The sequence below is a fragment of the Paraburkholderia sp. SARCC-3016 genome, from assembly GCF_031119615.1.
Lineage (GTDB): Bacteria > Pseudomonadota > Gammaproteobacteria > Burkholderiales > Burkholderiaceae > Paraburkholderia.
The window spans coordinates 1-12,731 of record NZ_JAVHZD010000004.1; the positions used below are offsets into that span (position 1 = coordinate 1).

Consider the following 12,731-nt stretch of genomic DNA (forward strand, 5'->3'; position numbering starts at 1 on the left):
TTGCCCGTGTGAAAGTAGGTAATCGTCAGGCTCCCCCTCAGCTGAAAACATCAACCCCGCCCGCACAGGCGGGGTTGCTGCGTTTACAGCCCGGCTAAAATTCAGCGAAGCGTCAGCTCTCGAACACTCGTCATCAAGCCCCGCGTGTCGGCTACTCTGCATCTGCGATCGACCGTTTGATATTTCCCAGGTTAATTCGGATTCCAAACGTTGACAGGATTCATCTCGAAAAACAAACTGCTGTGCGAGTCGCTGTTGATCAACAACTGAGGATCGCATGAACCAGAAGCCAATCATCGCTGCAGCAATCGCCGGAGCCATCATCGCTTTGGCACCGTTAAGCCCACAGGCGGCACAGCCTGCCGCATCGGCTGCGTCGAGCGCAGCCATCGCGGGAGTCAGTGTGCTTCAGGCCGAAGGGACCGTGCAGGCGGTGGATCGCGTCGCACATACCGTCACTGTCAAAGATGCAGCGAGCGGTCAGGCAACTTTCAACGTCAACCCCGATACAACGAAGCTCGCAGAGCTCAAGGCAGGGGACAAGGTGCGTGTGCGGATGGTTCGTGATGCGGTCATCACGCCGGCGTCCCACCCGTCGGCGAATATGACTGGCCAAGGCGCGGCAAACGCCGATCCGATGGCACATAGCAACGTCGCGGCGGAAATCGTGTCGGTCGATCAGAAAACGGGTGTGCTCGCGCTGCGCGGACCTAAAGGCGCAGTGTTTCACATTCAGGCGAGCAACGCGGCGCAGGTCGCGCATCTGCCAGCGGGTACGCATGTGGAAGTCGTCTACGCCCCGACCGCGAATGTGTCGGTATCGGCGGCTCAATAGATCGACCTCGCCTGGGCGACGTCATCGCCCGAGCAGCGGGTCGAAGTCAGCGGGTCGAAGTCGACATAGGCGGCGTGGCAGCGGTTCTATCGTGACCGCCGGCGCGCTTCTTAAAGGCCCGCGCTTACCAGCTTGAGCCGCGTAATTTCGGACGGGGCGCCCAGTCGTTTCGGCGGCCCCCAATAGCCGGTGCCGCGGCTCGTATAGACCCACAAGCCATTCAGCCGAGCCAGTCCTGCCGTAAACGGCTGCTGCAAGCGGACGAAGAAGTTCCATGGGAAGAACTGTCCGCCATGAGTATGGCCCGACAGTTGCAGCGTGAATCCCGCATCGGCCGCCGCCTCCGCTGTGCGCGGTTGGTGCGCGAGCAGCACCCTGATCAGCACGTCGCCGGGGGCGCCTCGCAGCGCGGCCGCCGGATCGCTGTTATGCGCAGGGTCGTAGTGCCCCGCCGAGTAGTCGGTTACACCCGCGATCACCGCTTGCGCACCGTCGTGGTTCAGCACCACGTGCTCGTTGAGCAGCACGCGCAACCCGAGCCGTTTGAATTCCGCAATCCACGCATCGGCGCCCGAATAGTATTCGTGGTTGCCCGTGACGAGATACGCGCCATGGCGCGCGGTGAGTTTCGACAACGGCTGTGTATGAGCCGACAACTGTGCGACGGAGCCGTCGACCACATCGCCGGTTACGGCGATCAGGTCTGGTTCGAGCCGGTTTACCGCGTCGACGATCGCATCGACATAGTTGTGCTTGATGGTCGGTCCGACGTGAATATCGCTGATCTGCACGATGGTGAAGCCTTCGAGCGCGCGCGGCAAATCGTCGATCGGCACTTCGATCGTCACGACGCGCGCGCGACGCCGCGCGTTGATGAAGCCGATAGCCGTGGAGATCAGCGCAAGAATCGGCACTGCGGCCGCGCTATTCTGCCGCCAGTGTGCAATCGACACCGTGTTGGGCCACAGTGCATCTACCGTCAATAGCGACGCAAGGACGATGTCGCGTGCGAATGTGAGCACGAGCAGCGACGAGAAAAAGCCCATCGCCAGCAGGCCGACCCACGCGAAGCGGTCGCCGACCGACTGCTGTTCGAAACGCCGCGCCAGCATGCCGGCCGGAATCAGTAGACATGACAGTACGAGCCAAAGCACACAAAGTGCTCGCCCGATCGAACCGATCGGCAGGTCCGGAATGATCCGGAAACCTACGTAGAGGTGAAACAGAACACCGATAGAGACAAGGCGAACGAAGAACGATGATAGGCGCATGGTAAAGGGTAGCGTGACGCGTCGGTGCCAGAAACGACAGGGTCTGTCGCGAAGCAACGTCATAGATGGGAACGCCGGCCAGTCATTCTACCGGCAGATTTGACGAGAGGTTGGAGGCGTAAAAGACAGTGCTCGACGGCTTTGCCGGGAACGGTATCGCGATGGTCCCGCGTACCGATCCGTCCGGCGACTGCCGTGGCGGACGAGGGTTCATACTTACGTCTATCTCGATATTATCGGCGCCGCGTTCGCGGCTTTTGATATGCACGACCTGTTCGACGATCTGCCTGCACCCGATGTGGCGTGGTTTCCCGATTGGCTCGCGCCGGCAACGGCCACCTCGATGCTCGAGCGCATCATCGATGAAGTCGCGTGGCGGCAGGACACGATGGGCACACCCGCAGGCCGCGTGCCGCTGCCGCGCCTGACCGCGTGGCAGGGCGAGCCCGACGCCGTCTACGTTTATTCAGGCATCCGCAACGTGCCGGACGCGTGGACTGCAGCGGTCGGCGAACTGAAAACCGCGGTTGAAACCGCTTGCGGCGCGCGCTTCAACAGCGTCTTGCTGAATCGTTACCGGACCGGCACGGACAGCATGGGCTGGCATGCGGATCGGGAACCCGAACTTGGTGACGAGCCGGTGATTGCATCGGTGAGCCTTGGCGCCACGCGCAGGTTCGACCTGCGCCACAACCGGACTGGCGCGGTGCAGTCGTTCGGGTTGAATAGCGGCAGCCTGCTCGTGATGCGCGGCCGCACGCAGGCGGAGTGGCGGCATCGAATCCCGAAGGAGCCGCGGATTCAGGGCGAGCGGATTAATCTGACGTTTCGGTATGTGATGCCGCGCGGCGCGTCGGCTGGCCGTTGAGGATCTCGGGTGTCTATAACATGTTCAAGATATAAAATTTATGCGCATAAAGATGCGCAGCAATTAATAGGACGCCGTCGTCGGCGACCATGCGACACCATGAGATTCGCCCTATGTCGTTTGGACATGCCATGCTGTAATAACTTTGTGCTTACTCTTTACTCCGGCTCACTTAACATTTTTCAGTCGAGGCAAGGCCATGAAAACGACGATCCGCAAGATGGGTAACTCGCATGGTGTGCTCATTCCGAAACCAATTTTGGCCCAGCTGGGACTGGAGGACGAAGTGGACATGCAAGTGGAAGGGAACGCGCTCGTGCTGCGTCGGCCGCAGAAAAAGGCGCGCGAGGGCTGGGCCGAAGCAAGTCGATCCGTTGCCGCGGGCCGCGGCGGTCATCTCGTGATGGGCGAGTTTCCGAATGCGGGCGACGAGGGGTTCATATGGTAGAGCGCGGCGAGGTCTGGCTAGTTGCGCTGGATCCGACCGTCGGCAGCGAGATTCAGAAGATGCGGCCCTGCGTGGTCGTGTCGCCGCCGGAATTGAATGAACACCTGAACACGATCATCGTCGCGCCGATGACCACCGGCAGCAAGCCGGCGCCGTTCCGCGTCGGCCTCACGTTTGCACGCAAACGTGGGGTGATTCTGCTCGATCAGATTCGCACTGTCGATAAAGATCGATTGATCAGGAAAGCGGGGGCCATTTCCGATCAGGCGCTCGCGTCAACGCTATCGGGGTTGCAGGAAATGTTTGTCGACTAGCGACGTCAAACGCCGCGGGCGCGACGACGGCGGCGTCGAAGGCCGCCGGGCCAGATTCATTGCATCACCGATGCGCATTCAGGCCTCGTGATTCACCGTCTTGAATTGAGCTCGCACCTTCAACCCGCACCTTCAGCGACACGAGCGCGACCAACGTAAACGCCGCAACACGAGCAGGCACCGCATACTTGGAATCCCGCTAGCCGCCGGCGTCGATGCGGCGCCTGACCGTCGCCACCAGTCGATCGAACGCGAGCGTGCTCGCAGGAAGCGCCACCGTATCAGGAAAGTGTTCGCGCGCGATGTCGGTCAATACCTGGCCCGGCGGCGCTTCGAGTAAAACGCGTGCGCCCATTTCGATCATCGCCGTCAGCGCATCGAACCACCGGACGGTATGGCGCATGTTGGTCACGAGGTCGTCGCGAATCGCATCGGCGGTATGCAACGGTCGTCCACCGCGATTGCCGATATAGACGCTTTGCGGTGCATGGAACGGGACATTGCGTGCGTAGTCGGCAAGTTCGTCGGCGGCGGCGCCGAGCAGTTCGCAATGCGACGGCACGCTGACCGCCAGTCGCGTCGCCTTGCGCGCGCCGGCGGCAAGCGCGGTATCGATGAACGCGTCGAGCGCGTCGTTCGCGCCCGCAACGACGATTTGCCGCGGAGCGTTCACATTGCCGACGAACACGCGCGGCTGCCCATTACGCGTGACTTGTGCAGCGAGCGTCTCGATCTCATGCTCGGTCAGTCCCGCGATGGCCGCGAGTCCATAACCGGCCGGGTAGGCGCTTTCCATCAGTTCGGCGCGCTTGCGAACGAGACGTACCGCATCGGCGAATTCGAGTGCGCCGCAACAGACGGCCGCGGCATAGGCGCCGACCGACAGCCCTGCGCTGAAGTCGGCTGTCAACCGTTCCACAGCTAGCGCACGCGTGATCGCCACTCCGGCCACGACCATACCGATTTGCACGGCAACGGTCGATTGAAGGGCGGCGTGATTATCTAGCGTCAACACATCGAAGCCGAGTACATCGGACGCTTCGGCGAGGGTCGCGTCGCTCGCGGGGTGGACGGGAAGCTGATGCAGAAAGCCTTCGGTCTGCGCACCTTGTCCGGGAAAGAGGAGGGCGAGCGTCATCGTATCGCGGCCCCGTCATCGCATGTCGATGGAAAAATGGAAAGCTGCTGCGATCTCGATGTCTTGCTTGCCGACGACGAGCCTGCCGTTGCGGCGCCGATTACCGCGGTCCACGGATCGTTCACCAGCGACGCGCCACCATTCGCGCGCACCATCACAGACGTTTTTCCCGCAGCAAGCTCGGCCAGTGCGACACCGCCGGCCGGCGTGTCGAGCTGCGCATCCACCCGCACGCCGAGCCGCTGCGCGAGCGCGAGCAGTTCGGCGAGCAACTGTCCGGCTGCGGCGCGGGCGAGTGGTTCAGGCGCGCGAACAAGCAGATCGAGATCGCTTGATCCATTGACCGTGGGCAGGCCGGTCGCGAGCTCGAAGCCGGCGCTGCCGGCCGGGCCCCAGACATACTGTCCAAGCGAGCGAGGCGCACGACGGAGTTCGGCTAGCATGAAAAATGCGGGCAGCAGTTCGCGCCCCCGCACGGGTTCTTGCGTGACGAGTGCTTCCGGCGGCACTGCAAACTCGACATCGCCGTCTTCGACCCACGTACCGTACCGTTGCGCCCGGCTCGCGCCGCGTATGCCGACCGCGACGGAACCCGGCGCCGACGGCGCGCGTCGCACGACTGCGAACGGCGCCCGCAGCAACGCCTCGCGAGCCCAACCAGGCTCGCCATCACGCAGCGGGACGCGGTGCAGCCGCAATATGTCGTGCGGCCGCCAACGCGCATGACCGCAGTTGCGGCCATCGCCGGGCGGCAGCGCAACCACCATCATCACGCCGCATCCCACTGCGCAGCAAGCCGCCGCCGCACTTCAATCGACGCGGCGCGCGTCTTATGCGCGGCCGCCGACTCGAGACGATGCGACAACCCGCGCGTCTTGTCCGCACGTGCGTCGCGTATCGAATCCGCAAGAATGCCGCGCACGCGTTCGATATGCGCGCCGCTCGGCGCATCCGCATCAATGTCGCCGATCAGCGTATCGAGCAGCCCCAGCCTGGCAAACGACGCGATCGAATACGACATCGGCACGATCGTTTCGCCAAGCTTGTCGAGCTCATCGACGGTACGGCGCGTCACGCGCGCCGCGGCTTCCTTGCCCATCGCGTGGACGAGCGTGCCCGGCGCATCGAGCGCGAGAATCCGGTTCGCCTGATAGCCGTGCGCGAGAAACGCGCCCGACATCGCCGGCCCGACGATCAGCGCGATCACCGGATGTCCCGCGTCGCGCGCCGTCGCATAAGCATCGACGCCGGCCGCGCACGCGAGATGCACGCCGAGCATCTCTTCACGATAGCCATACGCCTGGCTTTTCACATCGACGATCGCGACAATCGGCCGCTTTTTCGCGGTATTCGCGTCTTGCGCAATCGCATCGCGCACCGCACGGGCGAGCAGCCACCCCTGTTCGAGGCCGACCACGTTGTCGACGGCGCGCGGAAAGCGGTTGTCGGGATCCGGCACGACCGAGACAAAACGTGCGAGCTCGTCGCCGAGCGGTGCGTCGGCGCTCCAGACCGGTGCTTTCGTCGCCGGTTCGCCGGCCAGCGCGTGGAACCAGCGCGCGCCGCGTGTCAGTTGGGTATCGGTCACGGTCACTCCTTGCGCGTCGCAGTCGACGCATGGGCTTGATGAGATGCTTCGGCGTCAAACACTGCGCGCATCGTTTCGGGCGTCACCGTTTGCGGATCGATCGCGGCGAGCCGCGCGAGGTACGTGTCGACCTGCTCGCTGCGATGTGCGGCGGGCAGGCCGCGTGCAAAGGCGTCCAGCACGGCGCTGCGCACCGCGACGACATCGTCTTCGACGAGGCTGTCCGCGAGCCCCGTCGCCGCGCGCTGCTCGCCGCCGATCAGTTGCCAGATGCGGCGTTTGTCGCTCGAATCGAGCTCTTCGATACCCGCTTCCTGCTCGATCACTTCGGGTCCGTTCATGCCGAGCCGCCCCTGTTTCGTGACGACGAGGTGCGAGCACAGCGCCGCGGCCAGCGACATGCCGCCGAAGCAGCCGACCATGCCCGCGATCACGCCGACCACCGGCACGTACCGGCGCAGGGCGACGATCGCGGCCTGCATCTCGGCGATCACCGCGAGCCCGAGATTGGCTTCCTGCAGCCGCACACCGCCCGTTTCGAACAGCACGACCGGGCGCACGATCCGGCCGCGTTCGCAGTCGCGCAGCGCGAGTTCGAGCGCGGCGGCGAGTTTGCTGCCCGAGACCTCGCCGATGCTGCCGCCCTGAAACGCCGATTCGAGCGCGGCAACCACGGCGGGCTCGCCGTCGATCGTGCCGCGCGCGATCACGGCGCCATCATCGGCCTGGCAGACGATGCCTTGCAGCGGCAGCCACGGCGATTCGATGCGGTCGAACGGACCGAGCAGCTCGCGGAACGTGCCGGGGTCGAGCAGGGCGCGCGCGCGTTCGCGCGCGGGCAATTCGATGAAGCTGTCCGCAAGGACCGGCGCAGCCTGAAGCGCGGCAGTACTCATCACGCACCTCCCCGGGCACCCGAAGTACTACCTTGGGCGCCGCCATTCGCCGCGTCGGCATCGATTGCTTCGATCGCTTCCGCCAGCCTCAACGCAACCACGCCGGGCGTCGCGCCGAAATCGTTGATCTCGATATGCGCCGCGCCGTCGTAGCGCTGGAAGAAGCGATCGAGCACGCTCTTCCAGATATGGCTATACCCGTCGACGCTAGTGCGCACGTCGACGGTCGCCGTCATCGAGGCGGCGGGCGACAGCAATACTTCGAGGTCGCCGGACCCGACCACGCCGACATGCGCGCGGGCCTTGAGGGCGCGTTGCGCCGGATACTCGAACGTCAGGTGTTCCATGAGGCTGTACTCCCGGTGAAGTCTTGACGAGACAGTTTGTCGAGAAAGAGTGTCGCGGCGAGCAGATCGGCCGCGCCACCCGGAGAGGCGTTCAGCGCGACGAGCGCGCGATCGAGTGCGGCGAGCGCGACGCGCCCGCCGGCAGTCGAACTGCCGCCCGCCGCCAGCACGCGGCGGGCGCCTTGCTGGCCTGCGCGCAGGCCGGTCAGGCCGGCGCGATGCAACAGGCAGGTGTCGTCGAGCGAGGCCATGATGGCGAGCAGCGCGTCGACGCGCGCCGATGTCTCGTCGATGCCCTGTGCGCGTGCACGGAAGAGCGCCGGCAAACCGACTTCGAGCGCATGCGGAAAGCCGTCCTGTGCTTCGCGGCGCGCACCGCCGACCTGATAGCGCTCGCGCACGCGTTCGCCGTTGCTGTCGGCGGGCGCGGTAAAGCGATCGGGGAAGCAGGCAATCTGCGCGCCGAGCGAGCAGACTTCGGCGGCGCCGGACGCCGCACCGGCGGCGCGCGCAACGGTCCGCGCCGCCGCGCCGCTGATCGCCGCGCCCGCAATCATCAATCCGATAATCCAGATCGCGCCGCGATGCGCGTTGCTGCCGCCCGTCGCGCGCATCATCGCCTGTTCGCCGCTGCGGCCGATCTGCGCGAGCTCGGCACGCAGCGTCGCCGATGGCGTGCGTTGCCGCGAAGCGCGCGCGAGCGCTTCGAAGGTTGCTTCGAGCGCACGCGCCGAACGGCGCATCGTCGGCAGATCGAGATCGCGATGCGCGCCGCTGCCGCGCCCGTCGACGAGCGCCGGCTTCGGCGTCAGCTCCGCTTCCTCGATCAGCGATTCGACGGCCAGCCGCGCCAGTTGCGCATCGGACAGCACGCAGTGCGCCGCGGCGCACGCGCCGCCGCCGCGCTTCCCGCAGGTAGTCGAAGCGCCCGCTACCGCCGCTCTTAGCGCCGCAGTCGCAGTCATCGCGTCACCAGCTTCTGAAGCGTGCCGGCGGCGCGTACAGGCCGCCCGACCACGTGACGAGATCGTCGATGCTGCGCGCCGCAAGCAGCGAGCGTTTCGCATCGCCGCGCCGGATGCCGAGATCTTCGGGATAAGCCACGATGCCGCGCCGGCGCAACTCGGCGGTTTTCTCGGGCTTCGCGCGCAAGCCGATCGGCGTGACGCCGGCCACCGCGGCAATGGCCGCACGCCGTTCGTCGATGCCCTCGGCCTTGTGCAGATGCGCAATGCCTTCTTCGGTGACGACATGGCTCACGTCGTCGCCGTAAATCATCACGGGCGCGATCGGCATGCCGCTCTTCTTGCCGACGGCGATCGCGTCGAGCTCGTCGACGAAAGTCGGCTCGCCGCCTTTCTTGTACGTCTCGGCCGTTTGCACGACGAGCTTCTGGCCGCGCGCAACCGGCGCATCGCCCTTGAGCAGCTTGAGCCACGCATCGCTCGCATGACGCCGGCCGCGCGGATCGTGACCCATGTTCGGCGCGCCGCCGAAACCGGCCAGACGTCCGCGCGTGACGGTCGACGAATTCGCGTCGGCGTCGATCTGCAGCGTCGAGCCGATAAAGAGGTCGACCGCATATTGCCCGGCCAACTGGCACAACACGCGGTTCGAGCGCAGTGTGCCGTCGCTGCCGGTGAAGAACACATCGGGCCGCGCTTCGATATACGCTTCCATGCCGACTTCGCTGCCGAAGCAGTGCACGCTGTCGACCCAGCCCGATTCGATCGCCGGAATCATCGTCGGGTGCGGATTGAGCGTCCAGTGGCGGCAGATCTTGCCGCGCAGGCCGAGCGATTCGCCGTACGTGGGCAGCAGCAGTTCGATCGCCGCGGTATCGAAGCCGATGCCGTGATTCAGCGACGTCACGTTGTACGGCTCGTAGATGCCGCGAATCACCATCATCGCGGTGAGCACCTGCAGGTCGCCGATATGGCGCGGATCGCGCGTGAAAAGCGGCTCGACCGCGAACGGCCGGTCCGCTTGCACGACGACGTCGACCCATGAAGCCGGGATATCGACGCGCGGCAGTTTGTCGACGATCTCGTTGACCTGCACGATCACGATGCCATGCCGGAACGCGGCGGCTTCGGCAATGGTCGGCGTGTCTTCGGTATTCGCGCCGGTGTACAGATTGCCGTGCCGGTCGGCCTGCTCGGCGCACAGCAGCGCGACCTGCGGCGACAGGTCGACGAACATCCGTGCATACAGCTCGACATACGTATGAATCGCACCGATTTCGAGCTTGCCGTCTTCGAGCAATTGCGCCACGCGCAGGCTTTGCGGTCCCGCGAACGCGAAATCGACCTTATGCGCAATGCCCTTTTCAAACAGCGTCAGATGCTCGGGCCGGCTGATGCTCGAGATCAGCAGATGCACGTCGTGCACTTCGGCGGGATCGATCTTCGCGAACGAGCGCGACAGGAAGTCCGCCTGCTTCTGGTTGTCGCCTTCGAGCACGACACGGTCGCCCGGGCGGATCAAGGCCTGCAACGCATCGACGATACGCGTGGTGGGCAGCACGCCGTCTTCGAGCCACGGGGCGATTTGCGCAAGACGGCGGGCCTTCTCGTCTCGCCGTGTGGTCCACGAGCGGGCGGGCGCCGCGTTCGCGCTAGCCGTCGTCGCGATCAGACGGTTGGGTTCGAGTCGCTGGTTCATCGGCAGGGGTACTCACGGATGGAGAGGTTGAAACGCGCGCGCGTTTCGCGCGCGGCTTGCGCTTGTGTGCCGTTTCTTCGGTCTTTGCGCGGTCGGTCAGAAAACGGTAGATCAGCTCCCCGGTGCCGATCAGGTGAGCGGCGACAAGCGATTGCGCAGCCGCGACATCGCGGCGCTGCACCGCGTCGAGCAATTCGACGTGTTCGTGATCCGATTCGCCCTTGTACTCGGGAAAACCGAACTTGAGCCGCAGATAGCGTTCGCCGCGGCGGTGCAGATTCGCAATCATCTCGCAGAGCTGCGGACGCCCGGCGGGCGCATAAAGACTCATATGAAACGCCTCGTTGCGCGCCACGTAGAGCGACGGATCGGGTTCACGCTCCGCAGCTTTGCACAACCTGGTCACTTCGCGCAGCGATGCAGCCGTGTGCCGCGGAATGGCAAGGCCGAGCGCGAGGCTTTCGAGCGCGGAGCGAATCTCATAGATCTCGCGCGCTTCGTTCGCGGACAGCGGCGCGACCGTCGCGCCCTTGTGCACCTCGACTTTTGCCCAGCCTTCGCTTTCGAGCTGGCGCAGCGCCTCGCGCACCGGAATCGCACTAACCGAAAAGTGACGCGCGATCGCGTCCTGCCGCAGCGGAGCGCCGGGCGCGAGCGTGCCTTCGACGATGGCAGCGCGCAACGCGTCCGCGATCATGCGCGATGCGCTCGAGCGGGGCGCGCCGGCGGTGGGCAGGAATGGCGCGGCGGTCGCGTCCTCCAGGGGAAAACCATTGGTTGCGGTGTTCATGATGGCATATATTATATACAAAAATGCAAGTTTTCCAGCCGGAAAAACCCGCGAAACGCCCGCCGCAGTAAGGCGGGCGTGGCTTTTTGAAAAAAACGTCCGGTGGAGAAAACCAAGGGGCCTGGCGCGCGTGCTGCACTGTCGTTTCAGCTTGCGCAATACCACCGCGCATTTCAACCGCACGCATTTCGCACATTGAAACCGCAGTATCTGGAGGAGCATGACTGATGGATTCAGTAACCGATTCCGACCGCGCCGTTGCCGCGCGTCCACGCAAGACGCCGCTCAACCGCTCGCAGATCGCCGGCTTCTGGGGCGCATGGGCGGGCTGGACGCTCGACGGCATGGACTCGTTCATCTACGCGCTGGTTCTGACGCCGGCGCTGACCGAACTGCTGCCGCGCTCGGGTTACGCCGCGACGCCCGCAAACGTCGGCCTTGCCGGCTCGATCCTGTTTGCGCTGTTCCTCGTCGGCTGGGGACTGTCGTTCATCTGGGGGCCGATTGCGGACCGCTTCGGCCGCACGAAGGTGCTGGCCGCCACGATCTTTACGTTCGCGATCTTCACGGGTCTGTCGGCCACCGCGCATAACGTGTGGGAACTCGCCATCTACCGCTTTATCGCGGGGGTCGGCATCGGCGGCGAATGGGCGCTCGCGGGCACGTATGTGGCCGAAGCGTGGCCCGAGGACCGCCGCAAGATGGGCGCCGGCTATCTGCAGACCGGCTATTACGCAGGCTTCTTTCTCGCCGCCGCGCTCAATTACACGATCGGCGTGCACTTCGGCTGGCGCGCGATGTTCCTGACGGGCGCGGTGCCGGTCGTCATCGCGATCCTGATCCTCACGCGCGTGAAGGAATCGGAGAAGTGGCAGAAGGCCGAGTCGAAAGCGGCGCAAACGAAACCGATGCGCGAGATTTTCTCTCCTGCGTACCGGCGCCGCACGTGGGTCGCCTGCGCGTTGCTGACGATCGCGATCATCGGTTTGTGGGCCGGCGCCGTCTATGAGCCGTCGGCGGTCATCCAGCTCGCGACGCGCTCCGGCATGGACAAGATCGCCGCAACGAAGCTGGCCTCGCAAGCGACCGGTCTGCTGTCGATCGGCACGATTCTCGGCTGCCTCGTGCTGCCGCCTATGGCCGAGCGCATCGGCCGCAAGATGACGCTCGCCGTGTATTTCGCGGGCATGGCGGTGACGATCGCGCTGAGCTTCGGCTGGGCGTTCTATCTGCCGAACGGGCTCGCGCCGTTTATCGCGATTCTGTTCGTGCTCGGCTTTTTCGGCGGCAACTTCGCGTTATTTAGCCTCTGGCTGCCCGAGCAGTTCGAAACGCGCGTACGGGCGACGGCATTCGCGTTCTGCACGTCGATTGGCCGTTTCGTCGGCGCGGGCGTGAACTTCCTGCTCGGCGCGGCGGTACTCAATATGCATACGCTCGGTGTTCCGGTCGCGCTGACGGCGATTGCATTCGTCGTCGGTCTCTTCATCATTCCGTTCGCGCCGGAGACCAAAGGCAAAGTGCTGCCGCAGTAATCTGCACTGCTGGCCGGTATCTTGCCGAAGGCGCGCG

16 protein-coding genes are annotated in these 12,731 nt (G+C 64.8%); 6 read left to right on the forward strand and 10 right to left on the reverse strand.

Annotated elements, in window-relative coordinates; all coding sequences use genetic code 11:
- On the reverse strand, positions 1–390 hold a 390-nt coding region (locus QYH69_RS05285), incomplete at its 3' end, for a hypothetical protein (protein ID WP_308830843.1).
- Between the two features lie 13 nt (positions 391–403).
- Between QYH69_RS05285 and QYH69_RS05290 the strand changes: the two genes are divergently transcribed.
- A complete protein-coding gene (locus QYH69_RS05290) occupies positions 404–835 on the forward strand; it encodes a hypothetical protein (protein ID WP_308830844.1) in 432 nt (143 codons plus the stop codon).
- A 110-nt stretch (positions 836–945) separates the two neighbouring features.
- On the opposite strand, the gene QYH69_RS05295 is transcribed toward QYH69_RS05290, so the two are convergent.
- A complete protein-coding gene (locus QYH69_RS05295) occupies positions 946–2,106 on the reverse strand; it encodes a metallophosphoesterase (RefSeq protein WP_308830845.1) in 1,161 nt (386 codons plus the stop codon).
- 262 nt (positions 2,107–2,368) lie between these two features.
- Here QYH69_RS05295 and QYH69_RS05300 point away from each other — a divergent pair, with 262 nt between their 5' ends.
- From QYH69_RS05300 to QYH69_RS05310, 3 genes are all read left to right on the forward strand, one after another.
- A complete protein-coding gene (locus QYH69_RS05300) occupies positions 2,369–2,974 on the forward strand; it encodes an alpha-ketoglutarate-dependent dioxygenase AlkB (protein WP_308830846.1) in 606 nt (201 codons plus the stop codon).
- Positions 2,975–3,173: 199 nt separating this feature from the next.
- On the forward strand, positions 3,174–3,422 hold the full coding sequence (locus QYH69_RS05305; protein WP_308830847.1) for an AbrB/MazE/SpoVT family DNA-binding domain-containing protein: 249 nt from the start codon (positions 3,174–3,176) through the stop codon (positions 3,420–3,422).
- Complete coding sequence (locus QYH69_RS05310) at positions 3,416–3,736, forward strand: type II toxin-antitoxin system PemK/MazF family toxin (RefSeq protein ID WP_308830848.1); 321 nt, start codon at positions 3,416–3,418, stop codon at positions 3,734–3,736. The genes QYH69_RS05305 and QYH69_RS05310 overlap by 7 nt, the downstream gene beginning before the upstream one ends.
- Positions 3,737–3,935: 199 nt before the next feature.
- Here QYH69_RS05310 and mdcH read toward each other — a convergent pair whose 3' ends face one another.
- From mdcH to QYH69_RS05350, 8 genes are read right to left on the reverse strand one after another with little or no spacing between them, the layout of a single operon-like run.
- Positions 3,936–4,874, reverse strand: coding sequence for a malonate decarboxylase subunit epsilon (gene mdcH, locus QYH69_RS05315; protein WP_308830849.1), 939 nt, complete (start codon positions 4,872–4,874; stop codon positions 3,936–3,938).
- Positions 4,871–5,644, reverse strand: coding sequence for a malonate decarboxylase holo-ACP synthase (locus QYH69_RS05320; protein ID WP_308831072.1), 774 nt, complete (start codon positions 5,642–5,644; stop codon positions 4,871–4,873). Before QYH69_RS05320 ends, mdcH begins: the two co-directional genes overlap by 4 nt.
- Entirely contained in the window at positions 5,644–6,462 is an 819-nt protein-coding gene (gene mdcE / locus QYH69_RS05325) for a biotin-independent malonate decarboxylase subunit gamma (RefSeq protein WP_308830850.1), read from the reverse strand. Before mdcE ends, QYH69_RS05320 begins: the two co-directional genes overlap by 1 nt.
- Before the next feature lie 2 nt (positions 6,463–6,464).
- A complete protein-coding gene (locus QYH69_RS05330; RefSeq protein WP_308830851.1) occupies positions 6,465–7,358 on the reverse strand; it encodes a biotin-independent malonate decarboxylase subunit beta in 894 nt (297 codons plus the stop codon).
- Positions 7,358–7,705 (reverse strand): malonate decarboxylase subunit delta, encoded by a 348-nt coding sequence (locus QYH69_RS05335; protein WP_308830852.1) that lies wholly within the window; start codon positions 7,703–7,705, stop codon positions 7,358–7,360. Before QYH69_RS05335 ends, QYH69_RS05330 begins: the two co-directional genes overlap by 1 nt.
- A complete protein-coding gene (locus tag QYH69_RS05340) occupies positions 7,693–8,670 on the reverse strand; it encodes a triphosphoribosyl-dephospho-CoA synthase (protein WP_308830853.1) in 978 nt (325 codons plus the stop codon). Before QYH69_RS05340 ends, QYH69_RS05335 begins: the two co-directional genes overlap by 13 nt.
- A 4-nt stretch (positions 8,671–8,674) precedes the next feature.
- Positions 8,675–10,369 (reverse strand): malonate decarboxylase subunit alpha, encoded by a 1,695-nt coding sequence (gene mdcA / locus QYH69_RS05345; protein ID WP_308830854.1) that lies wholly within the window; start codon positions 10,367–10,369, stop codon positions 8,675–8,677.
- On the reverse strand, positions 10,323–11,159 hold the full coding sequence (locus QYH69_RS05350; RefSeq protein WP_308830855.1) for a GntR family transcriptional regulator: 837 nt from the start codon (positions 11,157–11,159) through the stop codon (positions 10,323–10,325). Before QYH69_RS05350 ends, mdcA begins: the two co-directional genes overlap by 47 nt.
- On the opposite strand from QYH69_RS05350, the gene QYH69_RS05355 reads away from it, so the two are divergent.
- A complete protein-coding gene (locus tag QYH69_RS05355; RefSeq protein WP_308831090.1) occupies positions 11,065–11,358 on the forward strand; it encodes a hypothetical protein in 294 nt (97 codons plus the stop codon). The two genes, QYH69_RS05350 and QYH69_RS05355, sit on opposite strands and share 95 nt — an antisense overlap.
- Before the next feature lie 28 nt (positions 11,359–11,386).
- A complete protein-coding gene (locus tag QYH69_RS05360; protein WP_308830856.1) occupies positions 11,387–12,694 on the forward strand; it encodes an MFS transporter in 1,308 nt (435 codons plus the stop codon).
- Positions 12,695–12,731: the final 37 nt, after the last annotated feature.